Origin of the sequence: Siminovitchia fordii DSM 16014 = CIP 108821, from assembly GCF_000374565.1 — a bacterium.
GTDB lineage: Bacteria > Bacillota > Bacilli > Bacillales > Bacillaceae_C > Siminovitchia > Siminovitchia fordii.
In genome coordinates, this window is record NZ_KB894696.1 from 100,429 (window position 1) to 126,722 (window position 26,294).

Annotated in this window: 23 protein-coding genes and 1 riboswitch; of the genes, 15 read left to right on the top strand and 8 right to left on the bottom strand. The window is 40.9% G+C overall.

Annotated features, from left to right (window positions below):
• Positions 1 to 64: 64 nt before the first annotated feature.
• From C509_RS0115615 to C509_RS0115650, 8 genes are all read left to right on the top strand, one after another.
• Entirely contained in the window at positions 65 to 1,240 is a 1,176-nt protein-coding gene (locus tag C509_RS0115615) for a ParM/StbA family protein (RefSeq protein WP_018707866.1), read from the top strand.
• Positions 1,241 to 1,252: 12 nt separating this feature from the next.
• On the top strand, positions 1,253 to 1,828 hold the full coding sequence (locus C509_RS0115620) for a hypothetical protein (protein WP_018707867.1): 576 nt from the start codon (positions 1,253 to 1,255) through the stop codon (positions 1,826 to 1,828).
• A 245-nt stretch (positions 1,829 to 2,073) separates the two neighbouring features.
• Positions 2,074 to 3,195, top strand: a complete 1,122-nt coding sequence (locus C509_RS0115625; RefSeq protein WP_018707868.1) for a C45 family autoproteolytic acyltransferase/hydrolase — start codon at positions 2,074 to 2,076, stop codon at positions 3,193 to 3,195.
• Positions 3,196 to 3,312: 117 nt separating this feature from the next.
• Positions 3,313 to 4,878 (top strand): ABC transporter substrate-binding protein, encoded by a 1,566-nt coding sequence (locus C509_RS0115630; RefSeq protein WP_018707869.1) that lies wholly within the window; start codon positions 3,313 to 3,315, stop codon positions 4,876 to 4,878.
• Between the two features lie 215 nt (positions 4,879 to 5,093).
• Positions 5,094 to 6,044: an ABC transporter permease gene (locus C509_RS0115635; protein ID WP_018707870.1), complete on the top strand. Its 951-nt coding sequence runs from the start codon at positions 5,094 to 5,096 to the stop codon at positions 6,042 to 6,044.
• 40 nt (positions 6,045 to 6,084) lie between these two features.
• Positions 6,085 to 7,029, top strand: a complete 945-nt coding sequence (locus tag C509_RS0115640) for an ABC transporter permease (protein ID WP_018707871.1) — start codon at positions 6,085 to 6,087, stop codon at positions 7,027 to 7,029.
• A complete protein-coding gene (locus tag C509_RS0115645) occupies positions 7,022 to 8,041 on the top strand; it encodes an ABC transporter ATP-binding protein (RefSeq protein WP_018707872.1) in 1,020 nt (339 codons plus the stop codon). The genes C509_RS0115640 and C509_RS0115645 overlap by 8 nt, the downstream gene beginning before the upstream one ends.
• Complete coding sequence (locus C509_RS0115650) at positions 8,019 to 9,041, top strand: ABC transporter ATP-binding protein (RefSeq protein ID WP_018707873.1); 1,023 nt, start codon at positions 8,019 to 8,021, stop codon at positions 9,039 to 9,041. The genes C509_RS0115645 and C509_RS0115650 overlap by 23 nt, the downstream gene beginning before the upstream one ends.
• Positions 9,042 to 9,083: 42 nt before the next feature.
• Here C509_RS0115650 and C509_RS0115655 read toward each other — a convergent pair whose 3' ends face one another.
• Entirely contained in the window at positions 9,084 to 9,953 is an 870-nt protein-coding gene (locus tag C509_RS0115655) for a LysR family transcriptional regulator (protein ID WP_154654432.1), read from the bottom strand.
• Positions 9,954 to 10,245: 292 nt separating this feature from the next.
• Entirely contained in the window at positions 10,246 to 10,668 is a 423-nt protein-coding gene (locus tag C509_RS0115660) for a protein-tyrosine phosphatase family protein (RefSeq protein WP_018707875.1), read from the bottom strand.
• A gap of 119 nt (positions 10,669 to 10,787) precedes the next feature.
• On the opposite strand from C509_RS0115660, the gene C509_RS0115665 reads away from it, so the two are divergent.
• Positions 10,788 to 12,200, top strand: a complete 1,413-nt coding sequence (locus C509_RS0115665) for a VWA domain-containing protein (protein WP_018707876.1) — start codon at positions 10,788 to 10,790, stop codon at positions 12,198 to 12,200.
• A gap of 132 nt (positions 12,201 to 12,332) precedes the next feature.
• Entirely contained in the window at positions 12,333 to 13,310 is a 978-nt protein-coding gene (locus C509_RS0115670; RefSeq protein WP_018707877.1) for a M20/M25/M40 family metallo-hydrolase, read from the top strand.
• A gap of 17 nt (positions 13,311 to 13,327) precedes the next feature.
• Here the strand turns inward: C509_RS0115670 and C509_RS0115675 are convergent, their stop codons facing one another.
• Positions 13,328 to 13,894: a biotin transporter BioY gene (locus C509_RS0115675; protein ID WP_018707878.1), complete on the bottom strand. Its 567-nt coding sequence runs from the start codon at positions 13,892 to 13,894 to the stop codon at positions 13,328 to 13,330.
• A gap of 248 nt (positions 13,895 to 14,142) precedes the next feature.
• Here C509_RS0115675 and C509_RS0115680 point away from each other — a divergent pair, with 248 nt between their 5' ends.
• Positions 14,143 to 15,486 (top strand): DUF4910 domain-containing protein, encoded by a 1,344-nt coding sequence (locus C509_RS0115680; protein ID WP_018707879.1) that lies wholly within the window; start codon positions 14,143 to 14,145, stop codon positions 15,484 to 15,486.
• A gap of 183 nt (positions 15,487 to 15,669) precedes the next feature.
• Here C509_RS0115680 and C509_RS0115685 read toward each other — a convergent pair whose 3' ends face one another.
• From C509_RS0115685 to C509_RS0115705, 5 genes are all read right to left on the bottom strand, one after another.
• Complete coding sequence (locus C509_RS0115685; RefSeq protein ID WP_018707880.1) at positions 15,670 to 16,917, bottom strand: aminotransferase class V-fold PLP-dependent enzyme; 1,248 nt, start codon at positions 16,915 to 16,917, stop codon at positions 15,670 to 15,672.
• A gap of 153 nt (positions 16,918 to 17,070) precedes the next feature.
• The gene (locus C509_RS0115690; RefSeq protein WP_026319898.1) at positions 17,071 to 17,898 is read right to left on the bottom strand and encodes a MetQ/NlpA family ABC transporter substrate-binding protein; all 828 of its coding nucleotides are present in this window, start codon (positions 17,896 to 17,898) and stop codon (positions 17,071 to 17,073) included.
• 200 nt (positions 17,899 to 18,098) lie between these two features.
• Positions 18,099 to 18,770 carry a methionine ABC transporter permease gene (locus C509_RS0115695; protein ID WP_018707882.1) on the bottom strand — a complete coding sequence of 224 codons (672 nt, stop codon included), beginning with the start codon at positions 18,768 to 18,770 and terminating at the stop codon, positions 18,099 to 18,101.
• Complete coding sequence (locus C509_RS0115700; RefSeq protein ID WP_018707883.1) at positions 18,745 to 19,782, bottom strand: methionine ABC transporter ATP-binding protein; 1,038 nt, start codon at positions 19,780 to 19,782, stop codon at positions 18,745 to 18,747. Before C509_RS0115700 ends, C509_RS0115695 begins: the two co-directional genes overlap by 26 nt.
• Positions 19,783 to 19,882: 100 nt before the next feature.
• Entirely contained in the window at positions 19,883 to 20,725 is an 843-nt protein-coding gene (locus tag C509_RS0115705; protein ID WP_018707884.1) for a MetQ/NlpA family ABC transporter substrate-binding protein, read from the bottom strand.
• 202 nt (positions 20,726 to 20,927) lie between these two features.
• Positions 20,928 to 21,045: riboswitch (SAM riboswitch) on the bottom strand.
• Positions 21,046 to 21,508: 463 nt separating this feature from the next.
• Between C509_RS0115705 and C509_RS0115710 the strand changes: the two genes are divergently transcribed.
• The 4 genes from C509_RS0115710 to C509_RS0115725 form a co-directional block, all read left to right on the top strand.
• Positions 21,509 to 22,999: an aldehyde dehydrogenase family protein gene (locus tag C509_RS0115710; RefSeq protein ID WP_018707885.1), complete on the top strand. Its 1,491-nt coding sequence runs from the start codon at positions 21,509 to 21,511 to the stop codon at positions 22,997 to 22,999.
• A 102-nt stretch (positions 23,000 to 23,101) separates the two neighbouring features.
• Positions 23,102 to 24,220, top strand: coding sequence for an aromatic ring-hydroxylating oxygenase subunit alpha (locus tag C509_RS0115715; protein ID WP_018707886.1), 1,119 nt, complete (start codon positions 23,102 to 23,104; stop codon positions 24,218 to 24,220).
• The gene (locus tag C509_RS0115720) at positions 24,217 to 25,599 is read left to right on the top strand and encodes an APC family permease (RefSeq protein ID WP_018707887.1); all 1,383 of its coding nucleotides are present in this window, start codon (positions 24,217 to 24,219) and stop codon (positions 25,597 to 25,599) included. Before C509_RS0115715 ends, C509_RS0115720 begins: the two co-directional genes overlap by 4 nt.
• 55 nt (positions 25,600 to 25,654) lie before the next feature.
• The coding region (locus tag C509_RS0115725; protein ID WP_018707888.1) for an NAD(P)/FAD-dependent oxidoreductase at positions 25,655 to 26,294 on the top strand (640 nt) is incomplete at its 3' end.

A 26,294-nucleotide genomic window follows, 5' to 3' on the forward strand; every position in this document is an offset into this window, starting at 1 on the left:
CTTTAATCATACTTATAGAAATTTCCAAGTGGCAGTTTCGCAAAAGAAAGGATGATAGTCATATATGGAAAAAACAAGACTTGCTGCAATTGATGTTGGAAATGATTCCTTAAAAGGGATTTTCGGTGAGATGGATTATGAGATTAATATTCCTAATATCGTAGCGATAGATGTGGAGGATCGTCCAGTCATCGGATTGGAAGAACTGGACAACCAAGAGCCGTTAGACGGGTTACATATACGTTTACATTCCCCTTCTTTGCAGGAAAACGGTGCTGTTTACCGTGTAGGCCATTTGGCGACCAGGAGCGGAAATGCGACAGAATTGGATCCGGGAAGCAGCAAATCGGAAGAAGACCAAACGCTGGTCATGATGTTCACAGCGCTGGCTCTTGATGCTGTTCGTGACGAGAACAAGAAGGTTTTCAAGCAGAGCAATAACGTTGTCGAAGCAACTTATACTTTGGGGACAGGACTGCCTTTAAGAGAAGTAAAAGAAGGAAAAGATGTAGGTTACCGCTCAAAATTGTTAGGTTCTGTGCATCAGGTTGAGTTTTTGGTAACTCCAAAATATCAAGGAATCAAGGTGAATATTAAATTTGAAGAAGTGAAAGTTTATCCGGAAGGTTTTGCGGCTTTCATCAATCTGGTCATGGATAATGATTTGAAAATTATCAACAAGGAACTGATTGATAAAAGAATCATTATCCAGGATATCGGTGGATTATCAACAGATATTGCGGTGATTAAGAATAGAAAAGTAGATGATGACCGCGCTCAGGGCTTCAATCTTGGAGTGTCCGAGTCCCTTGATGCCATTCGAGAGGAAATCCGTTCAAAATATGGCGTTGAACTCGACAGCCGAAGGGATGTAGTAGAGATCATCACGAAAAAGAATGATAGAAACCATATTATGGTCAAAGGAAGTCGGACAAGTGTCCATGAGATCGTCGACCGGATTCTCCTCGACCTCGCTAAAAAGCAATATCGCCACTTGAGAAATGTTTGGCAAAGAAACTCCCAAACAGAAATCGCCTACTTTATCGGCGGAGGCTCGATCGTTTTGAAGGATTATTTGAAAGCATTGAACAATAATTTGGACGGATACAATATTGACTTTTTTGAAGATGAAAAAGAGAGTGTCTGGATGATGGCAAATGCATACTATAAGTTGGTCGCCGACTTTGCCAAAAAGAATCAAAAAGAGGCAAAAGAAGAGAAAAAAGCGGTTAAAAATTAATAGGGTGATATGATGAAGGAAACGGGGATGAAGAGGGGGCAGCCAATCACATTCAGGATCCCTTCCGATACGCCTGACCATATATTAAAGCAACTGCAAAGGCTAAAGGAAACAGAGCGGAGGAATTTCTCAAGCAAAATTGCTTCGATTGTAATGGCAGGAGTAAGCGAATCATTGACCAAGCAAAGGGAAACTCTGACCATTCCGCTGCCTAGGGGTTTGAGCAAAGAACAGCGCGACTGGCTAAAACACGAACATTCGGAAGCTTTGCTGGGAAACATTGTTTACCAATTATTGTCTGATCCGGTTAGGGCTGTTTCAATCCTGGCATCACTTAATAGCAATTCCCTGGAGATTGACGAAGCTCTGTACTTGCAGGAGGAAGCCGCATCCCTAGAAGAAGACCATCTTGAGCCGCAACCTTCTGAGGAAAATGAACTCACAGACAGTAGACGCCAATCTGATATAGATGATTTAGATAATCTTGATTGGAGTCAAATCAACATTGAGGCAGATCCACAGGGAACGGAAGAAGCCGAATTGGAAGATGATCCGTTGGCGGATTTTCTGGCACAGATGAATAAATAATAGTTAAAACAAGGGGACATGCATTCATCCCCTTGTTTTTCTTTTTATCATAACTGTGACGTCTTCTGTAAAGTTTTATAAAAATAAATCCCTTCCGTCTTTGTGTTCTAGTAATCTTTCAGACCGATATAACGAAGTTCATTAAAAAAATTTAAATATATCATTAAAATACTTCAAATATACTTAATGGAAATGACTAGTTATAATTTGTATACATATTATTTATGCAAATACAGGAGGTTTTCATGAACAACAAAGAAGCGGTAAACAAGAAAAGGTCCAATAAAAGGTTTCCTTTTTATAGATTTAAAGGAACCCACCGTGAAATTGGTTTACAGCATGGTGAAGCGTGCAGGGATTTGATTGAGCGTCATCTAGGTCTTGCAGTTGATAGGCTCCAAAGGCAGCATGACATAGCTTTGCCAGAAATATTGGAGGAGACACTTAAATACAGAAAATACGTTAAGGAATATTCTCCGTTTTTAGATGATGAGATTGTCGGGATTGCTAAAGGAGCAAATATTTCTATTGAAGAAGCATACTTACTCCAAGTTCGTGCAGAAATCAATCGCTGTTTCAAAGCAGAAAATGAATGTACGACTTTTGCGGTGGCTCCTGAATCTACAAAAGAAGGCGCTACCATTATTGGTCAAAATGCTGATCTTCCGGAATTTTACTCTTCTATATCCATTATAAAAGAGGTAGAGCCTGAAGAAGGAAAAGCGACTTTAATGCTGACTCCCGCAGGCCAAGTATCCTATATAGGTATTAACAATTCCGGGATGGGTGTCTTTGCTAACTTTTTAGAATGCGAGGGATGGAGGGAAGGTTATCCGCGCTATATGTTTTCCAGATTTGCATTGACGCATGATTCCGTAGAAGATGCGGTAAAGGGACTTCGAAGTCTTACTCGTGCTTCATCGCGTAACTTAATTATGTCCGATAAAAATGGTGTAATCGCCAATTTGGAAACGACGGTTACGGAGGACGCTCTTCTAAATCCAAAGAACGGAATACTGGCGCATGCCAATCATTATCTGTCTGATGAATTAGCGAACAAGGAGCGGTCTAAAGGTCATCTATTAAATAATTCCAAAATTCGGCAACAGCGAATGGAGCAATTATTACTAGAAAAAAAGGGTGAAATAACTGTAGATATCATGAAGGAGATCATGAGGGACAGGGAAAACTATCCGAATTGTTTATGCCAAGTTCCCGGGGACGAGAGTATGCAGGCACCTGGAGACAGCGGTGGGGATATTGTAACATTCGCATCAGTGATTGCTGAACCTGAATCTGGAAGAATGTGGGTTGCAATGGGACCGCCAAATGAATATGAGTACCACTCTTATTCATTTACACGTTGATAAAATATCTCTTTGTGGAGGTGGTAACGTTTGTACCACTTTCTTTGCACAAAACCATCAATGCTGATTCGATGAAAATTGTATTCGCTTGCAAGATCATGAAAAGGGGATGAAATAATGAAAGTAAGTAAAATGGTATGGATGATGTGCATTTTTTCCATTGTTGCTTTGGTCGCCGGATGTAAGTCAACTGATACAAATTCTCGTGCTGATTCTGATATTGGTAAAGAATTAATTGTAGCATACCCCAGTCAGCCGCCATCCTTGGATACTCATACGAATACGACAACTGCAACGTCAAATATCGGTAAGAATATTTTCGAATCATTAGTAGCTATGGATTCCCAATATGGCGTGCAGCCCATGCTTGCTGATTCATGGGAAGTAAAAGAGGATGGTCGCGTCATTGAATTTACATTACGTGAGGGTGTCAAATTTCATAACGGGGAAACAATGACGGCTAAAGATGTTGTCGCTTCCATGAACCGGTGGCTTGAGAATTCCAGTTCTGCGGCAGAAACGTTTGATGACGCCTCTTTTTCAGAAATTGATGATCGTACAGTTAAGCTGGAAATGTCACAACCTACTGCAACCGCTTTAATTGTGCTTGCCTATTCTGGAGGAGAGTTAGCAAGCATTATGCCCGCTTCTGTCATTGAAAATATTAAGAATGATAAGTTAACGGAATTTATAGGGACCGGGCCTTTTCAATTTGAGTCTTGGCAACAGGATCAACAGATTCATTTGAAGAAGTTTAAGGATTATTCCAGCCGAGAAGAAGCGGCTGATGGATTGTCGGGAAAAAAAGAAGCTTTGGTTGACGATTTGTATTTTAAATTTGTCTCCGATTCTTCTACTAGACTTGCTGGAATACAGTCTGGAGAGTACGACGTGGCACATAGTATACCGTACGATAGCACCGACCAGCTTAAAGATAATCCAAACGTTAAATTATATTCTTCACCGAATACAATATTAAACATTTATTTGAATAAGAAGAAGGGCTTGTTCTCTGACATAACTGCAAGGAAGGCACTTGCAACAGGCATTGATAAAGAGGCTATTTTAAAGGCTTCCTTTGGTGACCCTGAAAATTACGAAAAGACTCACCATATGATGATGTACCATCAAGAAGGCCAGTGGTCCAGTGATGTCGGAAAAAATGAATATAACATTCACGATGTGAATAAAGCTAAGGAATTATTCAAAGAAGCTGGATATAACGGGGAAAAACTTACAATTATGGCCACCAGGGATTACGAATATGTATACAGCTCCGCCGTTGTATTACAGGAACAATTAAATCAAATGGGAATTAATGCTGAGATAGAAGTCTATGACTGGCCTACTTTTGTAGATAAAAGGGAGGATCCGGATAATTATGATATTACCATCATTCCTAATACTGCGAAGCCAGAACCATCTTCTCTCGCATTCATGAGATCGGATTTCACTGGCTGGACTGACAGTGAGGAGTTAAATGGAATTTTAGGAGAGTTTCGCCATGCTCCTTCATTGGAGGAAGCACAAAAAAAATATAACGACTTGCAGGCTTGGTTTATCGAATATATTCCAATCATTAAAATTGGTGATGTAAATTCCATCTATGCTTCAAGAGATAATATTTCAGAAATCGAATATGTGGATGGAGCTATTTATTGGAATGTTACAAAGTCGAAGTAACGTTTTTAAAAAATATTGAGTGCAGGTGATTCAATTCAATTCACAAACTGAATTGCTGCCGTTGCTGAATGTGGCCTCTCGCAGAGTGTCTTTTGTTTTACTTTTGTTAGCATTTTTAAGTTTCAATTATACCGCTCTATATAAAAAGGAATCCCCGATCACCGATAATTATGGAATGATCGGGGTGCTTTATTAAAGATTTGGGGGGACAGACTTTGTGGTCATATATATTGAAAAGAACTTTGTCTTTAATACCAATACTGTTCATCGTGTCCCTAGTGATATTTTTCATTATACATTTAACACCTGGCGATCCCGTTTCTTATATGTTGGGAGATGAAGCGACGGAAGAACAGATTGAAAACGTTCGTGAGGAGATGGGGTTAAATCTTCCTCTCTATGAGCAGTATTTTCATTGGATTGCGAATGTGCTTAAAGGAGACTTCGGTGTCTCATTTCATATGAATACAACCGTTTTAGATGCTATTGTTACCCATGTCGCTCCTACCTTGTCTCTTGCTGTTTTTGCCCAGATTATTGCTTTGCTCATCGCCATACCGCTTGGAATCATCGCTGCCATTAAAAGGGGAACGGTGGTGGATCAGGCGGTGATGGGTTTATCGTTATTAGGTATGGCTGTACCAAGTTTTCTATTGGCACTATTTTTGGTTTTGTTGATTGGCGTTCACTTGCAATGGCTTCCAATAGCAGGATATCAACCTCTAAGCAGCGGACTTTGGAATCATTTGAAATATTTAATCTTACCCGCAATATCATTAGGTTCCATTCAAGCTGCGCTCATTGCCAGAATGACTCGGTCCTCCATGCTTGAAGTATTGAATAATAACTATATTAATATGGCACGTTCAAAAGGGGTCAGTGAGAGAAAAGTTATCTATAGCCATGCTCTTCACAATGCGTTTCTTCCCATATTAACAGTAATCGGACAGACATTTGGTGCATTGGTAACAGGAGCAGTTATCACAGAAACTATCTTTAATATTCCTGGATTGGGCCAACTGATCATTAATTCAGTAGAACGAAGAGATTACACGGTTATACAAGGAATTGTTCTTTTTGTGACTTTCATATATGTCATGCTTAATTTGTTAATAGATTTGCTATATGGTGTTGTAGATCCGAGGGTTCGTTTGGATGAAAAATAATATGTATCATTATTCCGTTTTGTAATAGGGGGCGTGAGTTTTGAATGGATCAGAGGCAAAGGAAATGCTAACTGCAACGAAGAAAAAGTTGATCAGTGAACAACGATCTCTTTTAACAAGGCGCTTTTTTTCAAATCATTCAATGATGACAGGTTTAATTATCTTAAGTTTTTTAATCATTATTTGTATTGCGGGCCCTGCTATTACCAACTATACTCCTTTTGAAATGGATGTGGAAAAGAGGTTAAATGGTCTTGATTCCACCTATTTACTTGGAACTGATAATTATGGAAGGGATTTATTGACCAGGGTCATTTATGGTGCGCGTGTCTCAATGGGTGTAGGTTTTCTGGTTGCTTTTATCACTTCCGTACTGGGAGTGATCATAGGGCTATATGCCAGCTATTACAAGGCATTGGATCATATCCTTATGAGAATAAGTGACGGATTGATAGCCATACCGGGTATTTTATTCGCCATTGCATTGATGGCGGCATTGGGGCCTCGTACAGAAAATGTTGTGATAGCTTTAAGTATCGTATTTACACCTTATGTAGCACGAGTTGTCCGATCAGCCGCTTTGGTTGTAAAAGAACAGACGTATATTGAGGCAATGAAAGCCCAAGGGGCAAGCTCAACACGTATTATTTGGATGCATATTGCGCCTAATGTATTATCGCCGCTTATCGTTCAGGCAACATTTATTTTTGCAGATACGATTATTACGGAGGCTGGCTTAAGCTTTCTCGGAGCCGGTGTTCCTACTCCAAATCCAAGTTGGGGAAATATTTTGTATGATGGAAAGCTTGTCATATTTAATGCATGGTGGATGACAGTTTTTCCGGGGATCATGATTATCATGGCTGTTATTGGTTTGAATCTACTAGGCGATGGAATAAGGGACATCATGGACCCGCATTATAAAAAAATTAGATTCAAAAAGGCTTTTAGATTAAAGCTTAATAGGGGAGAGAAGAATGACTGAGACTCTTTTAAAGCTGGACAAACTAAAGACCCATTTTCATACAGAAAGAGGCATGGTAACAGCTGTTGATGGGATTTCCTTTGAAGTAAGCAAAGGAGAAATCGTCGGTTTAGTTGGAGAATCAGGTTGTGGAAAAAGCGTGACGTTACAATCTATCCTCAGATTATTGGACGAAAGGTCAGTCGAATATGAGGGAGAAGTGAACTATAAAGGGAAGAACCTGTTGAATTGTGACAAAAGGGAAATGCAACATATCCGTGGGAATGAGATCTCAATGATTTTTCAAGACCCATTAAGTTCATTAAATCCTGTACAAACCATTGGAAGGCAAATCTCGGAGCCCATCATGATTCATCAAAAGGTGTCTAAAAAGGCAGCAAAAAAGGAAGCCGTCAATTTACTGCGACTAGTTGGAATCCCCAATCCTGAGGCAAGAATCAATGAGTATCCACATCAGCTTTCAGGTGGTATGCGCCAAAGAGCGATGATAGCGGTTGCCCTGGCATGTAAGCCTTCACTTTTGTTGGCTGATGAACCAACCACAGCATTGGATGTTACGATACAATCACAAATATTGAAATTAATAAAAGATTTAAATGAAGAGCTGGATATGGGAGTCATTTTTATAACACATGACTTAGGGGTGGTAGCAGAATTATGTTCAAGGGTTATTGTTATGTATTTGGGAGAAATCGTAGAAGAAGCAAGTATTCAGGAATTGTTTACCCGTCCCTTACACCCATATACACAAGGTCTTATCAAATCCATTCCCAAAATTGACGGTAACCGTTCTGAGGAATTATATGTTATTAAAGGGACCGTACCCTCGTTATCTCAGGTCCCCAAGGGCTGCCGTTTTGCAAACCGGTGTTTATATGCAAATAATAAATGTTTCGATGCTCCTCCTCCTACATATACAGAAACAAATTCGCAGAAAGTGAAATGCTGGCATTATAAGGAAATCCAGGAGAAGAAGGAGGCGGTTCATCGTGAAATTGCAAATACAAAATGAGAAGAATGAAAGGGAGCCCATTAAGAAGAATAAGCTGTTGGAGGTGAAAAACTTAAAGAAACACTTTCCTGTAAAACAAGGGTTTTTAAATATCGGAAAGAAGCAAATGTCAGTAAAAGCCGTAAATAATGTTACGTTTCATATTTATGAAGGTGAAACATACGGTCTAGTCGGTGAATCGGGATGTGGAAAAAGTACAGTCGGACGCTCGTTATTGAGATTAATAGAACCGACTGATGGGAAGGTACTTTATAACGGGCAAGATATTCTAAACGCATCTAAAAAGAACATGTTGGATATCCGACAGAAAGTTCAAATGGTATTTCAAGATCCGTATTCTTCTCTTAATCCCAGGAAAAGAATTGGAAAAATTGTTGAGGAACCGTTGATTATTCACAAAATTGGGATTGCTGATGAGCGTTCGGATGTCGTGATGGAAACCTTAAGTAAAGTAGGCCTTCAATTAGAGCATTATTATCGGTACCCACATGAATTTTCAGGAGGACAAAGGCAGAGAATCGGACTTGCGAGGGCGTTGGTGCTGAATCCAAAATTGTTAATAATGGATGAGCCTGTTTCCGCACTAGACGTATCTATTCAATCACAAGTCATTAACCTGTTGAAAAAATTACAAAAGGATATGTCATTAGGCTATTTGTTTATTTCCCACGACATGAGTGTGGTCCGATATATGGCCGATCGAATCGGCGTGATGTATTTGGGGGAATTGGTGGAAGAGGCACCAACAGACGAACTATTTGCCAACCCAATGCATCCATACACGAAAGCCCTTCTTTCAGCAGTCCCTTCTCCAGATATTGAAAGAAAAAAAGAAGAAATTGTGCTTAAGGGGGATCTGCCTTCCCCGATGAACCCGCCAGCTGGCTGCAAATTTCATACTAGATGCCCTTTTGCCCAAAAGGAGTGCAAACAAAATGCTCCTAAAAAGCATAAGATCACCGAAGGTCACTATGTAGCATGTCACCTATATAAAGAATAGCAGCGAAAAAACGCCTAACACCACACTATATTAAACCGTGATTTATAACAATGGTGGAGCTGATTGAAAATATTCAATCAGTTTTTTTACGATTACAAGTTCTTTGGATTCATTACTGCACATGAGCCATGTGTTGATTGTCATGGGAGTACCGTCTTTAAACACGATGTTTTGCTGAAAAAAGTCATCCTGATCATTAAGGAATATGCTAGGAATGATCGCGTATCCATATCCAACCTTGGCAAGAGCTTTGACCGTTTCATAATCATCGATTTCTGTATTGATAAGTGGCGGTGTTTCAAAATTTTCATACCACCATGACTCGATTCTTCGGTTAAAATTTGAAGGATATTTATAGTGAATCCGAGGGACTTTCGGCAAATCATCAAAATGAATTTTGTCTTTGGAGATGATGCAAATATTCTCAGTTTCAATAAGATATTTGTATCCCGGCCAGTTAAATTCACCGCGCACAATACCAAGATGGATTTTCTCAGCAGCCAGCAGTTGGAAAATCTCTTTTGTTAAGCCAGCATTTAAGTGTATTTTTACCTGAGGGTACATATTTAGGAAGTATTTCAAAACTTCAGGAAGCCGATATCTTGCATAGATTGTGGAAGCACCTATTCTTAATGTTGCATTGATATCCAGAAGGTAGTCTTTAAGCAATTGTAATTCGGTAATTTTTTTATTTGCATATTGAACTAAGTGTTCCCCTTCAGGCGTGAAATATATCTGTTTGCCATTTTTTCTTAGAATGGGAACTTCAAATTTTTGCTCCAATTGCTGGATTCGATAAGTCAGTGCGGGTGGTGTAATAAACATTTTTTTCGCAGCCCGCCCAAGATTCATTTCTTCATATACATATTTTAGTAGATAACAATCTTTTTCATCCATAAATACATCACTCATTTGCTGGAATTCACATATATTTTTTCATATCTATTATATAAATACTTTATCATCTAGTTCATTTTAAAGATAGCGCTTTCCTTTCCGGCAGGAAGATACTGATTCTTACATAAATTTATTCTGTCTGAAATGGTTTTAATTCGGAACAATACAAGTGAAAAATTAACATATCGGGACCAGTCACACGACAGTACTAGATTTACAAAAGTCGGCAAAGACTTAATCCAAATGATTCCTTTAACCGACTTCTCCATGCAGGATACATCATCCTGTATGTTCTTGGACATCCAATTTATTCATACATTCTTTTCAGGGCTTCTTTAAAAGGGGCTTTTATTTGAATGACTGGGCGGATGGCCTTCGCTTTTTCTTCAGCTTCTTCAACCGTATCTGCCAAGCCTAGTTCGAGCAATGTCGCAGCGGCAATAGTTCCTGCCCTTCCACGGCCGGTATTGCAATGAAAATAAACATTTTTACCGTCTTTATATGATTGAAGAACTGCATTTACAGCTGCTTTGATCGATTCATCCTGATCTTCTTTTTCATCCACGATAGGCTGATGAACGCTTAATTCACTTGGAAGTCCATTCTTAGGATTGGTACGCAAGTCATAGATCACATCAATCTTTTCATTTTCGAGTAATTGTTCGATAGCATCTACTCCCCCGATAAAAATTCTGCCCGGTATAAGCTCTTCATATCGCTTCTCTGTCATTTCGATCACCTCGTTCAAAAGTATACCAGCTTATGGTTGTTATTTCAGTATAGGCTAAAAGGCCAATGTCACTTCATACAAAAATTATTATACTATTCAAGAGAGGGAAGTGGATAAAGATGATTAAAAAAGCTATTATCATTCTATTTGTGTTCTGTATGGCTTTGGCTGGCTGCCAGCAGGCAGAGAAAAAAGGTGACCCTGAAACAAAAGATAAAGCAGTTGAAACAAATGCCCGGGAAGCTACAGGAAACGAAAAAGAAGAAGTAGAGTCCTACAGCTTGAAGGGTGAAGAGATCGAGAAAGAACCGGCTGGGGAATTATTCCAAAAATTCATAGGCAAAAAAGAACTTGCCGAAAATGATGAGTATTCCAAAGCGGCAGATGAAGCTGTGGCAGAATATATAAAAGAAATTAAAAGCACAGATACTAAAGATTGGGACGCTGAACAGTGGGCGAAATCAATTATTGTTCATCTGCGTACTGATGTGAACGGAACTATACAGCCGATCAAAGATTTTGAAGTAAAGTATGATGAACTCAAACTGCCTGACGGAAGGCTTCTCCAGGATGTCAGCGAAGAGGAGCTCAACGAAGAGGTTGATAAAGTTAATGTTGCTGTTTTAATTGATGCCAGCGGAAGCATGAAAGCTGATGTCCCGGGCGGAAATAAAATGACTTTGGCCAAATCAAGCATCAAACAGTTTTCAGAAAGTCTGCCTGATAATGTCAATGTATCCCTGTCTGTATTTGGCCATAAAGGGACGGGTGCGGATCAGGACAAAAAGCTATCATGCGAGAGCATTGAAACGGTATATGCATTAAAGAATTATGATCAAAAAGAGTTTTCCGATGCATTGGATCGATTCGATGCAAGTGGATGGACTCCGCTTGCTTCAGCCATTCAGCGAGCGGAAAAAGAGTTGAAAGCTGCCAGTGACGACCAGACAAAAACGTTCATATATATTGTAAGTGACGGTGTGGAGACATGCGATGGAGATCCTGTCAAGGCAGCAAAGGACGCCAAGAAATCAATGACAGATCTGCAGATCAATATTATCGGGTTTGATGTTGATAATGAAGCTGACCGTCAGCTGAAAGAGGTTGCGAGTGCAGGAGGCGGAAAGTACACGTCCGTGAATAATAAGCAGGAATTGGATGAACAGATTACGAAGAATTGGAAGGAAAGTCTGGGTAAAACTACCTGGCGGTTCTGGCTTGCAGGAAATATCAATGATATCAACTGGGCATCAGTTGGAATGTCCAACGAACTGCGAGGATTGCAGAACAATCACATCACTTCCCGCAACAGGGAGCTCAATTGTATGAAAGCTGCCTTGAGCGAGCTGTTAAGCAACGATTTGGTAGATTTGAACACAGAGAATGCAATCTCAGATCTTATATTTGAAAGAACCGATGCAATCAAGGAATATGCAGATGGTGTTCATTCAGAAAAACATGATGAAATCTATGATACAGCCGACAGCCTGAAAGAGAAAGCTGATCAAATAACAAAGGGTCTTGATTTATAGAAAACCAAAGGGACAGCAGTCCCTTTTTTTAATGGGCAAACATGCCAAGGGGCATGGTCCTAAAGGTGGATTGACGCTTTCGAAAGATTCTAATAGTATAAAACTACTAATCTAGGGATAGGAGAGATCGATGTGAGAAACCGCATTTTCGTTTCAATGGTTATGGCTCTTCTGTTGTTGTTCGCTGCTGCAGGCAGTTCCTCTGCTGCTACTGTCACCTACCACCCCTCACTCATTCACAAGACAGGAAAAATGGCATATGAACATACAAATTATTTAACATATACGGTGGGGGCACGTGTGGCAGGATCGGCGAAAGAGGAAGAGGCGAGGGATTATATTGAGAGCCAGTTCAAGCGCATGGGCTATACTACCAACGTCCAGCCTTTTTCATATACCAACAGGGGAACGGTAGTCCATTCTTCTAACGTGATTGCTTATAAGAAAGGGAAGTCCAGCAAGGAAATTATTGTCGGAGCACACTATGATTCTGTTGCTGCTGGAAAAGGAACGGACGACAATGCTTCAGGCGTAGGCGTCATGCTTGAGGCTGCTGAGGTATTAAAGAAAATCAATACTCCCTATTCTATTAAATTTGTTGCTTTTGGTGCAGAAGAGGCAGGGCTGAGAGGGTCAAATTACTATGCTGGCCAAATGACAGCAGAAGAGATTGAAAATACAGTAGGAATGATTAACTTGGACAGCCTGGCTGTCGGTGATCATATGTATGTGTATGGAAGCACAGGGGAGAAAGGGTTTATCAGGGATCAGGCCTTGAAAATTGCAGAGAAGAAAAAGTTGGATATTGGAACGAACCCTGGCTTAAATCCGGCTTATCCGGCTGGAACGACAGGGGACTGGAGTGATCATGCGCCATTTAAACGCCTGGGAATTCCGTATGGTTATTTCGAAGCTACCAATTGGGAAATCGGTGACATAGATGGCTATACACAAACCGTTAAACATGGCAGTGTGTGGCATACGCCAAATGATACACTGGAGTTTATAGAAAAAGAGTTTCCGGGCAGAGTTGAAGAGCATTTGGAAACATTCAGCCAGGCTTTAACTGAACTCTTGAAGTTCTTCGGAAAGACGAGTACATCTAAATAATATGAAAAAGTCAGCTGTTAAGCTGACTTTTTTGCTGTAAACAATATATTGGCGTTGGCCAGCCTATTGCGGACTAATACCCCGATCCATGAGGCAAGTGCTGCTTTAATTAATCCCACAACGATAAATGGAGCAAATCCACCGGCGAAAGCTGCCTCCCAGCTCAAGTTCGCTCCTACTTTTAACCAAGCTGTCCCGAAGCTTAGTGTAATCAGCATGCCTACAGTGTTGGCCGCCATAGCATGAATGAAATTAAAGGACGTTCTCTCTAAATACCAACCAATGAAGAAAGCAGTTGGGATAAACCCGACGATAAACCCGCCAGTTGGTCCGATTAGGACGGAAAGACCTGCGGAAAAACCAGCAAACACAGGGATGCCGACTGCACCTAGCAATATGTAGAGAAGGACGGAAACTGTACCGTGTCTCGATCCCAGAATGGTTGCGGCCAATCCGATCGCCAATGTTTGTCCTGTAATTGGAACAAGAGGCAATGGGATGGTGACCTGAGCTAAAATCCCGATAATGGCTGCAAAAATGGCAGTTATAATCATCATTCTTAACTTTTGTTGTTCCTGAAGCATACAACTCCTCCTAATGTAAACTTTTTTTATCTTAAGTTTACATTATAAATCTATTATTAAATGGTTGGTTTGTCAAATTCTTTTCTGAGATTCTTTAGTAGGAATTAAAGGAAGTGAGTGAGAGATATGTCATACATTTTTGAAAATTATATAGGTGAATAGATTCATTTTAGCGTTATTGGAAAGGGAAGCTACTCAAAAGGGAGAATATAGTTTGTAGTAACGACATATTCAAGGAGGTAATAGATTTGAGAAAAGGAAGAAAAAGATTTTCACTTTTGCTTTCTGTGTTTTTATTAACCTCTAGTTTTTATTTTGGGTCTGTACAATCTTCTATTGTCCAAGCTGCCCCAGAAAAATCAAACCCAAGCGCCAAGGCTTTCGACCAAAAGGTCATTGCCAGGGTTGATTCAGAACGAATATATAAGGATATCCACCATCTCTCGGAAAAAATTGGACCTAGGGTTACCGGAACAAAAGAGGAGAAGCAGACAGCGGAATTTATAAAGAAACGTCTTCAATCATATGGATATAATGTTGAAGTCCAGGAGTTCAACATTCCTGATCAAATGATCGGCCATTTACTGGCTGGCGGAAACCAAATTGACATCAATATTCCGGCAGGTTCCGCAGCAACGGCCAAAGAGGGGCTGACCGCTGAGCTATATGATGCAAAGCTTGGAAAGCCAGAAGATTTTACAGCGGAAGTCGTTGGTAAAATTGCTCTTATTTCAAGAGGGGAGTTCAGTTTCCAAGAAAAAGTGGCAAATGCGGTGGCTGCTGGAGCTGCGGGTGTACTTATCTACGATAATATTGATAGTCCTGGTCCCTTGAACCCATCCATTGGAGGAGAAACGTCGGTTCCGGTTGGCGGAATATCCAAAGCGAGTGGCCTGTCCTTATTAAATGATATTGCTTTGCAGGGAAAAACGGTGACATTCACTGTTGAAAAGTTGGGAAGTGCCACATCACAGAATATTATTGGAACAAGGAAGCCTAAAAAAGGTTCGGGTCATGATATAGTTCATGTATCGGCTCACTTTGATAGCGTCCCATTTGCTCCGGGGGCAAATGATAACGCTTCGGGAACTTCAGTGGCACTTGAACTGGCGCGAATCTTGAAGAGCTATCCTATTGATAAGGAACTGCGCTTTGTTTTTGTTGGCGCAGAAGAAATCGGGCTCGTCGGATCGGAACATTATGTAAGCCAATTAAGCCAAGATGAGGTGAAGCGAAGCATTGCCAATTTTAATATGGATATGGTCGGTACGGACTGGGAAAATGCTACTGCGATCTTTATGAACGCGGTAGACGGCAAGGCGAACATTGTGAGTGAGACGGCTTTGGCTACGGCAAAACGAATCGGTACACCTTCTGAGCTGATATTGTACCAGCGTGGATCATCGGACCATGTATCTTTCCATGATGCAGGGATACCGGCAATTAACTTCATCAGGCGTGAGCCAGGAACGGCCAACCTGGAGCCGTATTATCATACACCTCAAGATACTATTGAACATATTAGCAAAGAACGCCTACAAGAGGCAGGAGAGCTTGTTGGGGCATCCATTTATAGCTTAATCAGAAATTGATAATAAAACAGAAGCCGTTGTGTTATAACGGCTTCTGTTTATTGTGGTTCAGGAGATTATAAAACGCCAGGTAGGGAATGACATTCTTTACACAGTATGCTACATACAGCTTTATGCCGATAAGCAGGACCCCTCGGGTTTTCTTCGGTTTTAATGCAATAAGCAGGCGATTGCGCGTTTGTTCTAGAGATACATTTTTAAGCAGTCTTTTAATCCATTTATAAATCGTTCGCATTCTTCCAGTGTGTTATACGGAGATAGTCCAACTCTGAGCCAGCCGTCATATTTCATTACATCCAGCTTATTGGCAAGCTGATAGGCGTAAAAATTTCCGTTGGCGGCAAAAATGGTATGTTCATCTGCTAAATATTTACTGATAGTACTTGAAGGGATTCCGCTAACGACGAATGAAATGATAGGTGTCGATGGTACATGACTCGGAGGAATGAACATTTTTACCCCTTTTATTTTTGAAATCTCGTCTTTTAAAAATGAAGCCATTTGATGTTCCTTCTGCTCAAATAGCTGATAGGCATTTACAATTTTTTGCCTCTTTGATTCACCTTCTCCAAAGCTTTCAATGAATTCAACTGCACCAATCATGCCCGAAATCCCTTCATGATTTTGAGTACCTGTTTCCATGGAGGAAGGATGTTCATTGTGTGCAGGTATCAATTTATACGGTTTATATTTGGACAATAAATCAGGGTCCATAGAGGCAAATCCTATATGCGGACCAAAAACCTTGTAGCCTGAACCCAGTACAAGATCGGCTGACAGTGCTTTTTGGTCGACGGCGATATGAGGGATGGCCTGGACCGCATCTATAACAGTGAGTGCTCCTACCGTTTTGGATGCTTCTATGTATGGCTTCACATCATTAATGGTGCCTACACCGTTGGAGGCAAGTCCGAGGAACACAGCTTTTGTCTTTGAATGGATCAACGTGTCAATAGCAGAGTTATCCAATGTTAAAGAGTCCACATCCACCGGAATCCGTCTAATCATCATGCCCTTTTCTTCAGCGATTTGAACCCATGGATCGACATTAGCGGAATGATCCAATTCGGTAACGACAATTTCATCTCCTGCTTTCCAGTCCCGCCCAATCATCCTTGAGATTGAATAGGCAAGTGATGGCATATTATTCCCAAAAAAGACACCGCTTTCATAACCGTTCACAAGTGCAGCAATTTCTGCCCGCGCCTGGGAAAGGATAGCTTCTGTCTCTTCGCTCGTAGGAAAGAGACCGTCACGGTTGGCCATTCCACTCTCAATATAGTCCATCATCCGGTGGATTGATGGCTGGCACATTTGTGTTCCGCCGGGTCCGTCAAAATACACCACTTTTTTTCCTTTAAGAGTTCGATTCAGTGCCGGAAATTGATCGCGTATTTTTGCCAAGGTCAATTTATTTTTAATATTTTGCACTGTGCAGCCTCCTTATTTATGGATTATTTTTATATTAGCATGAATTTTTCTTATATGTTAGAAAAATTGAAATAGTTGATGATTTTACCAAATAAAAAAAGCTCAATAAAAATTGAGCTTTTATTTGGTGCAATGGGTACTTCGCTTTTTTAATTACCACCCAGGAATAACAGATCCTTTGTATGTGTCTTCGATGAATTGCTTAATTTCATCTGATTGATATACGTCTAAAAACTTTTTAATCGCTTCATCGTCTTTGTTTTCCGCTCTGGCTGCTACAATGTTGACCCATGGAGAATCTTTATCTTCGATAAAGATGGAATCTTCGGTTGGGACGAGCCCACTTTCAATTGCATAGTTGGAATTAATGGCTGCCGCACCCAACTCATCCAACTGGCGGGGAATTTGTGCAGCTTCTAACTCTACAAACTCATAATCATTTTTATTCTCTTCAATATCTTTGACGGAAGGAGTTTCACCGACACCTTCTTTAAGTTTGATCAAACCCGCTTTTTCGAATAAAAGAAGGGCACGTCCACCGTTTGTTGGGTCATTCGGCAATCCAAGTTTTGCGCCTTTTTTTAGTTCGCTGAAATCCTTGACTTTATTGGAATAAACGCCCATTGGGGTAGTAATGGTATTTCCAACCTTCACGATATCGTAGTTACGGTCTTCTTTCTGTTCGTTTAAATAAGGTTCGTGTTGGAACACATTCAGATCAAGGTCTCCTTGAGACAATGCTTCGTTCACGATTGGGTAGTCAGAAAAAGTTTTAATGTCAATTTCCAAGTCTTGCTTTGCTGCGAGTTCTTTCACTTGCTCCATGATTTCCTCATGTTCTCCGGCTGTAACACCTACAATGAGCTTTCCGTCGCTGAGCAGCCCTTCGGCTTTATCATCAGATTCCTTTTTGCTTCCGCCGCACGCTGCAAGGGCCGCAATCAATAAAATAAATAGGCTGGATAATATCCACTTTTTCATGATGAAAATCTCCTTTTCTTTTCTTTGTAATATTCCTTCATAACTTATGGAAATAATCCAATCGGGCATCGGGCAAATCTTCCAGTGTCAACGCCTTGGCCCTCACAAACTTCACACTTCTGCATTACGATAAGTCGACATGGAATCCTTTCCGTGTTTTCCAAATCTCTTTGTGAAGTGTTCAAGCTTTCCGTCGCTGTTTAATCTTTTTTCAACCTGGCAGCCAATCGGTTGCCGAGAGACTGCAAACCTTGGACAAGAATAATCAAGAGGATAACCGTTACATACATCACGTCAACTTCGTAACGAAGGTGGCCATACCGGTATGCAAGATCACCGAGTCCTCCGCCGCCGACCAGTCCTGCCATCGCTGTAGCGCCTATAAGGGAGATGGTCGCAATGGTTAATCCAAGCACAATGGAAGAGCGGGACTCCCGTACGAGTACATGCCAAATGATATGCCTTGTTTTGATTCCCATTGCTTCATATGCTTCAATGACACCCCGGTCGACCTCAAGCAGGGCAGTTTCCATCAATCTGGCGATATAAGGTGCAGTATAAATGACCAAAGGAACAATTACCCCTTTTACCCCAATAGATGTACCGACAAGAAACTTTGTAAAAGGAAGGATAAAGAACAATAGGATAATAAATGGTATGGAACGTACGATATTGATAATGATGTTCAAAAGCCCAAATACAAATTTATTGCTTAACGCTTTTCCAGGTCTTGTCAGCACAAGCAAAATTCCCAAAGGAAGGCCGATCAAAATGGCAATTCCAAGTGAAATTCCAGTCATTTGAAAGGTTTGAATGATAGATACCCAAATATCCTCGCCCCAATTATCAAGAAACTCTTGTATTTGCGTCATTGATGTTCACACCTTCCACTTTCACTTGATCATTCTCCAAGTATTTTATCGCCTTTTGAATGTCGGACGGCTCTCCTTTGAAATGAACAACAAGCTGTCCAAAAGATTCATTTTTTAACTGAGTAATGCTCCCTGATAAGATATTCGGATAAATATCGAACTTTTTGCTTACCATTGCCAGTGCGGGCTCTCCGGATGATTCCCCAAAGAAAGAGAGTGTGGCAACTTGGCCGGTCTCATTTAAATTAGCAAGAATATCAGCAGGAATCTTATGGGAAAACAGGCTGTTGACAAATTTCCTCGTTGTCGAATGTTTCGGAGCAGTGAAAATATCCTTTGTTTTTCCTTCTTCAATTACTTCTCCGTTTTCCATTACTGCAACACGGTCACAAATTCGCTGGATGACGTTCATTTCGTGTGTAATCAATAAGATAGTGATTCCCAGCTCTTTATTGATTTTTAACAGCAAATCCAAAATAGCTTCTGTTGTATCAGGGTCAAGTGCACTTGTCGCTTCGTCGCTTAAAAGAATCTCCGGTTCATGGGAGAGGGCCCTTGCAATCGCCACCCTTTGTTTCTGTCCGCCGGATAGCTCAGAAGGGTAGGCGCCGTGCTTTTGTTCCAAGCCGACAATTTTTAAATATTTATCAACGCGTTCTTCTACTTCTTTTTTGCTTAGTCCGGTAAGCTTTAATGGAAGTGCGACGTTGTCGTATACCGTAGCCGTTTTTAATAGGTTAAAGCCTTGGAAAATCATTCCGATATCGCCACGGGCTTTGCGCAGGTTGTTTGTGGATAGCTTTGTCAAATCGACATTTTTTACTTTTACAGACCCTGCATCGGGCTTTTCCAAAAGATTCACACAGCGGATCAACGTACTTTTTCCAGCGCCACTATAGCCGATTACGCCATATATTTCGCCTTTTTTAACGGAAAGAGATACGTTTTTCAATGCGTGAATCGCACCTTGTTTACCCTGAAATGTTTTAGTGATTCCCGCGAGTTCTATCATGTGTATGGCTCCTTCTTGCATTTATTTTACCGGTTACGACGTATGGGAAAGTTTACAAAAGGGCAGCTGCCTTTAAGGCAGGCTGCCTGGCTTAATTCTCTTACCAAGAGGGAATGACTGATCCTTCGAATGTCTCATCAATAAATTGTTTCACTTCATCAGATTGGTACACATCTAAAAACTTTTGAATGGCTTCGTCGTCTTTTGACTCAGCTCTGGATGCAACGACATTCACCCATGGTGAATCTTTTGATTCAATAAAAATGGAATCTTTAGCTGGTTTAAATCCGTGTTCAATGGCAAAGTTTGTATTGATTGCAGCAGCATCAAGCTCATCCAATTGCCTTGGAAGCTGGGAGGCTTCCAGTTCTACAAACTCAAAGTTATTTTTGTTCTCCTCAACATCCTTGACTGTAGGTGTATTCCCGGAACCGTCTTTCAATTTAATTAATCCGGCACTTTCAAATAAAACCAGGGCACGTCCTCCATTTGTAGGGTCGTTTGGTAAACCGAGTTTTGCTCCTTTTGGCAGTTCTTTAACGTCTTTTACTTTTGTTGAATAAATCCCCATAGGGAAAGTAAGTGTTTTACCGACTTCGACAAGTTCCAAATTCCGGTCTTCGTTAAATTGCTCCAAATAAGGAATAGTCTGGAATACGTTAAGATCCAGATCTTTTTCGTCTAAGGCGATATTCGGCATAATATAGTCTGTGAATACCTTGACCTCAATATCCAAATCCTTTTCTGCAGCAAGTTCTTTGACTTTCTCAAGGACTTGTTCGTGAGGGCCAGCAGTAACACCAACGGTCAATTTGCTGTCACTGAGAAGTCCTTCTGCTTTTTCATCTTTATCTCCACTAGCTTCCTCTTTGCTGCCTCCACCGCAGGCTGCAAGAGCTGCAATCACCAAAATGAATAAACTGGATAATAGCCACTTTTTCACGATGCTTTTCCTCTTTTCTTTGTATATTGATCTTTTTAATCGAGTTTATGACAGTTTATAACTATTATAGTGTTCATTTGATAGATTCATTTTTTTGTGCTCCACGCTCCTCCCTTCGGGATCTCGTGTGGAAATCTCCTGCGAATCAAAAAATGCCTCTCGCACAGAGAGGCATGGATATACACAAAAGTACTCACGCACTCTCTTATTTTTCAAAATACAAAGTATTTTGCAGGATTTAGCACCTGTTCTTGTTTGGAACAAACAAGAATGGTTGCCGGGTTTCTCAGGGCCAGTCCCTCCACCGCTCTTAATAAGAGATTTCCAAATGAAATTGTTATCAATGATCATATACCTATGTAAAAGAAATGTCAATACTATTTGAGCATAATATTGTCGAATTTTGTACTTCCAATCTATGGATTAATCACTGAATTCCACAAAAGAGCCTTACATTTTCTGTTTCGAAGCATATTGTTAATGACTGGTTGTAAGGTGGGTCACCCCGGAGCAACTCACTTTCCGCAACCTAATTTAATTCGAGTGTATAAAGACTGATTTACATGATAAAAGGTCAGACGGGCATTCAGTCAAAAATGACTCAAAATAATCAATTTTGACTGAATCTTTGTTCTGCCTTTTTTAATAAAAGCCTGTAAATTAGGCTTTTTGATAAACCGACCGGTTGGCATAGTAATTGCAAATATTAAAAGGGTGACGACAAAAAAGGGGCAATTGAAACAGGCAACGGCACCCCTTGAAAACTAAAGGAGGAAATGGATAATGTCAGTTACTTCAACAGTCATTGAGCTAAAAAACTATATCAACGGTGAATGGAGAGCAGCAAACGGGGAAGATGTAAATATTGTGATCAATCCGGCAAACCAAGAGGTCATTGCCAGAGCTCCAAGAGCAACAAAAGAGGAGACAGAGGAAGCAATCGCGGTTGCGAAGGAAGCATTTGAAAGCGGTGTCTGGTCTGGTCTGACAACGTATGAACGAGCAGCTTATTTAAATAAAATTGCAGATAAAATTGAAGAGAACCTTGATGAGCTTGCAACACTGGAAGTAATGGATAATGGAAAAATAAAAACAGAAGCAGAGTTTGATATTGCAGATGCCGCCTCATGTTTCCGTTACTATGCCGGATTGATCATGGCACCTGAAGGTGAAACATATCAAGTGCCTGAGGATGTGCAGGCGATGGTCGTCAAAGAGCCTGTTGGGGTGGCAGGACTTATTGTTCCATGGAATTTCCCAATGTTGATGAGTGTTTGGAAGATTGCTCCGGCTCTCGCGGCAGGCAACACAATCGTTTATAAGCCAGCAGAAGCGACTCCTATTACTGCAATGAAATTGGTTGAAATCATTGAAGAAGTTGGCGTGCCAAAAGGTGTAATGAATCTAGTGATGGGCAGAGGGTCAGTTGTCGGACAGACAATTGCAGAAAGCAAAGACGTTGATCTAGTATCATTTACTGGAAGCACTGAAGTTGGGCGCGAAATCATGAAAGCAGCCGCAGGAAACTTGAAAAAGATTTCTCTTGAATTGGGTGGAAAATCACCAAACATCATCTTTGCGGATGCGGATTTTGAGACGGCAGTAGACTATGCTTTAATGGGAATCTACTACGGAACTGGACAAGTATGTTCAGCAGGGAGTCGTATTTTAGTAGAAGAGAGCATTTACAATAAATTCGTAGAGAAATTTGTCGAACGTGCAAAACAAATCAAAGCTGGACCTGGTTTGGATGAAAACTCACAAATGGGTGCGATTAACAGTGAGGCTCAAATGAATACGATTTTAAAATATATTGAAATTGGCAAACAAGAAGGGGCCACGTTGGCATGCGGAGGCAACCGTTTAACTGAAAATGGATTAGATAAAGGGTTTTTCATTGCACCGACTGTATTTGTAAACGTCACTTCCGACATGCGTATTGTGCAGGAAGAAATTTTTGGCCCGGTCGTTACGATCCAAAGCTTTAAAGATGAAGAAGAAGCCATCAAGCTTGCGAACGATACGGACTTTGGCCTTGCTGGTGGTGTTTTCTCAGGCGATGGAGCAAAAGCAATGCGTGTCATCAAAAAAGTTCGTGCTGGAATTACGTGGGTAAATTCATTCGGTACAACCTATAACGAAGCGCCTTGGGGCGGTTACAAACAGAGTGGAATTGGACGCAGCCTTGGAACATACGGATTGGATGACTTCCAAGAAATCAAGCAAATCAATATTAATCTTGATGTACAGCCTGCTGGATGGTTTCCAAACTAAGACTTTGAGAAGTGCATCTTTGATTGGATGCACTTCTTATCATCATTTTAAGACTCTGAAGGATAAGCATATTTTTTAAAAACATAACTGGGGGATTAAGAAATGAAAGTAGATATGACACACAGATATAAAGCAGATCCACAGGAATCATATACACTTCCGTCACACTTTTACACAAGCGAAGACATTCTTAATAAGGAAAAGGAAGAAATCTTTTATAAAAATTGGATTTTCGCCGGTCATGTTGAAAAAGTGGATGCTCCTGGCAAATATTTCACTTTTAAAATTTTTGATCAAAACATCATGATCGTAAGGGGAAAAGATCATATTGTTAGAGGCTTTTATAATGTATGTCCACACCGGGGACATGAATTGGTGGAAGGGGAAGGAAAGAAATCAGTCATTTCTTGTCCTTATCATGCATGGACCTTCCATTTGGATGGACAGTTTAATCAAGGCCGAGCAGTGGATCAAATCAAAAATTTTGAACAAAAAGATGCCTGTTTAACGCCTGTTAATATTGAAGTGTTTCTGAACTTCATTTTTGTCAACCTGGACCCGAATGCCCGACCCATTCGGGAAATGATGCCCGAGTTGGAAGAAACCATACGCACCAAAATTCCTGAAGTGGAAAACCTGACTCTGGCGAAAAGAATCCGCTACGATATAAAAGGAAACTGGAAAAACGTAATAGACAATTATCTTGAGTGCCACCACTGCCAAGTGGCTCATCCTGAGTTTATTAAACAAATAGATATGAATAGTTACGAAATCAGCCCGAAAGAGTACTATATTGCCCAAACGAGCAGAGGGAAGGGTTCCTGCAGCATTCCGGGCGAACTGAAGATGGCAAGCGAGGAGACATATTTATCCTTATGGTTATGGCCAACCTTGGCTCTTGACATTATGCCTGGTGAGCCGGGAATCATCATCATGTATATCGAGCCAGTCGGTCCCGAGGAATCTATTGAGTATTTGGAGTTCTATTTCATGTCAAAAGAGCCGACCGAAGAAGGTTGGGAGAGCATCAAGTATCAGGATGAAGTGCTGACTCCAGAGGATATCAGCCTGGTTGAAAGTGTACAACGGGGACTGCGTTCAAAAGGGTACACTGATGGACGCTATGTGATTGATAAACAGAAGACATCGATCAGTGAGCACGGTGTCCACCACTTCCATGGTTTAGTATTGAATGCATTAGAGGGGGTCAGAACCTCATGACCGAACAGCAAGGCTTAAAAAGAAGGTTAAAGTTCATTCATGTTTTTATACTTGGACTGGCTTTGCTTACACCAACGACCGTTTTTGATACTTTTGGAATAGCGTCCCTCGCCACGGGGGGACACGTTCCATTGGTATACATGTTCGCGATGGTTGCCATCCTTTTTACCGTATTCAGCTATGTTCATATGGTTAAGGCATTTCCAAGTGCGGGATCGGCTTACACATATGTTCAAAAAACATTTCATCCCAATCTCGGGTTTATGGTGGGGTGGTCAGCCCTGTGCGATTATCTCTTTTTGCCTATGCTGTATGCGTTGGCCATCAAAATCTATATGGCTGCTTATTTTCCGGGAGTACCGGCATGGCTATGGGTGGTCATCCCCATTGTCATCATCAGTGTGGCAAATCTCTTTAATGTAAAAGTGGCTGTATCACTCAGCACCGTTTTTGTATTTGCGCAGATATTGATTACTGTTATTTTTATGGCTCTTCTTATTAAAGGGCTTGCGAACAGTTCAGAAACGGACAATATCTTTTCTCTGGAGCCTTTATTTTCCGCAAACCTGACTCTTGCGGGTGTGTTGGCTGGAGTTACCATACTGGCTTATTCCTATATTGGATTTGATGCAATCAGTACATTGGCAGAAGAAACGATCAATCCAACAAAAACTGTCCCCAGAGTAATGATCGCCTTGGCTCTGTATATCGGAATTACTTATACGGCAGTAACCTACTTCATGCAGGTCGGCTACCCGGATGCTTCCGTATTCATAGATCCCGAATCAGCCGCTGCGGAAATAGCGCCGCAAATCGGAGGCATGTTATTTGCTTCGGTATTTCTTGTCGTCATTATTTTGTGTAACATTTCCGGTGGAATTTCAGCACAGTTAAGTATATCGAGGTTATTGTATGCAATGGGGAGGGACAACGTAATCCCTAGGAAAGTATTCGGCTATGTTACACCAAGGTCACGTGTCCCCATTTACAATATTATCATATCGGGATTGGTAGCAATGACAGCTGTATTCTTTGATTTGGTCACCGCTGCTTCATTCATCAGCTTTGGAGCTTTTACAGCATTCACTTTTGTTAATTTATCTGTAATCGTTTTTTATTATGTGAAAAGTAAAAAGCGGTCTGTAAAGGAGACGTTCATGTACTTGATTTCCCCGATTATTGGAATTGGCTTCCTGATCATTATGTGGTTTAGCATGGATCTGCGGGCTTTAATTTTGGGTATTTGCTGGAATGTGGCCGGATTCATTTTTCTGATGTATATTACGAAGATGTTCAAAAAAACTGCCCCGATGTTCAATTTTGACGAGGAAGAAATTCCGGCAAAGGAAAATAAAGGGGAAGAGGCCCTTCAAGTTTGATTATTTAATTTAATATTCATAATATTCGGTTTAAGTTAGAGGGCAGGAGGTAAACATGCAAAAATCAAATGAGGTAGTAGACATTACGATTATCGGCGGAGGTCCTGTCGGGCTCTTCACCGCCTTTTATGCCGGCATGCGCCAGGCATCAGTAAAAATAATAGAGAGTCTGCCGCAATTGGGCGGACAATTGTCGGCACTTTACCCGGAAAAATATATCTATGACATCGCGGGATTTCCCAAAGTGAGGGCGCAGGAACTCATTGATAATCTGACAGAACAGATGAACCAATTTGAAGTTCAAACATGCTTGGGGGAAACAGTGGAAAATGTAGTGAAAGGCTCAGACGGCACTTTCAACATTGTCACGAATAAAGGGGTCCATTTTTCAAAATCGATTATTATTACTGCAGGAAACGGCGCTTTCCAGCCCCGCAAGCTGAAATTGGAAGGGGAAGAAAGATTCGAGGAAGCGAACCTGCACTATTCTGTTCAGAATCTGGGGCAATTCGAAGGCAGAAAAGTCGCTGTATTCGGCGGTGGAGATTCCGCAGTCGACTGGGCGATGATGCTTGAACCGATCGCAGAGAAAGTGATGATCATTCACCGCCGTGATAAATTCCGTGCGCATGAGCACAGTGTTGAATTGCTGCAGCAATCAAAAGTTGACATTTTAACGCCGTATGTGCCTGTTG

What these genes read in the sequence shown, in the direction of transcription:
- C509_RS0115615 (WP_018707866.1), top strand. Translation starts at nt 65, where the DNA reads ATGGAAAAAACAAGACTTGCTGCAATTGATGTTGGAAATGATTCCTTA.
- C509_RS0115620 (WP_018707867.1), top strand. Translation starts at nt 1,253, where the DNA reads ATGAAGGAAACGGGGATGAAGAGGGGGCAGCCAATCACATTCAGGATC.
- C509_RS0115625 (WP_018707868.1), top strand. Translation starts at nt 2,074, where the DNA reads ATGAACAACAAAGAAGCGGTAAACAAGAAAAGGTCCAATAAAAGGTTT.
- C509_RS0115630 (WP_018707869.1), top strand. Translation starts at nt 3,313, where the DNA reads ATGAAAGTAAGTAAAATGGTATGGATGATGTGCATTTTTTCCATTGTT.
- C509_RS0115645 (WP_018707872.1), top strand. Translation starts at nt 7,022, where the DNA reads ATGACTGAGACTCTTTTAAAGCTGGACAAACTAAAGACCCATTTTCAT.
- C509_RS0115655 (WP_154654432.1), bottom strand. Translation starts at nt 9,953, where the DNA reads ATGAGTGATGTATTTATGGATGAAAAAGATTGTTATCTACTAAAATAT.
- C509_RS0115660 (WP_018707875.1), bottom strand. Translation starts at nt 10,668, where the DNA reads ATGACAGAGAAGCGATATGAAGAGCTTATACCGGGCAGAATTTTTATC.
- C509_RS0115665 (WP_018707876.1), top strand. Translation starts at nt 10,788, where the DNA reads ATGATTAAAAAAGCTATTATCATTCTATTTGTGTTCTGTATGGCTTTG.
- C509_RS0115675 (WP_018707878.1), bottom strand. Translation starts at nt 13,894, where the DNA reads ATGCTTCAGGAACAACAAAAGTTAAGAATGATGATTATAACTGCCATT.
- C509_RS0115690 (WP_026319898.1), bottom strand. Translation starts at nt 17,898, where the DNA reads ATGAAAAAGTGGATATTATCCAGCCTATTTATTTTATTGATTGCGGCC.
- C509_RS0115695 (WP_018707882.1), bottom strand. Translation starts at nt 18,770, where the DNA reads ATGACGCAAATACAAGAGTTTCTTGATAATTGGGGCGAGGATATTTGG.
- C509_RS0115700 (WP_018707883.1), bottom strand. Translation starts at nt 19,782, where the DNA reads ATGATAGAACTCGCGGGAATCACTAAAACATTTCAGGGTAAACAAGGT.
- C509_RS0115710 (WP_018707885.1), top strand. Translation starts at nt 21,509, where the DNA reads ATGTCAGTTACTTCAACAGTCATTGAGCTAAAAAACTATATCAACGGT.
- C509_RS0115715 (WP_018707886.1), top strand. Translation starts at nt 23,102, where the DNA reads ATGAAAGTAGATATGACACACAGATATAAAGCAGATCCACAGGAATCA.
- C509_RS0115720 (WP_018707887.1), top strand. Translation starts at nt 24,217, where the DNA reads ATGACCGAACAGCAAGGCTTAAAAAGAAGGTTAAAGTTCATTCATGTT.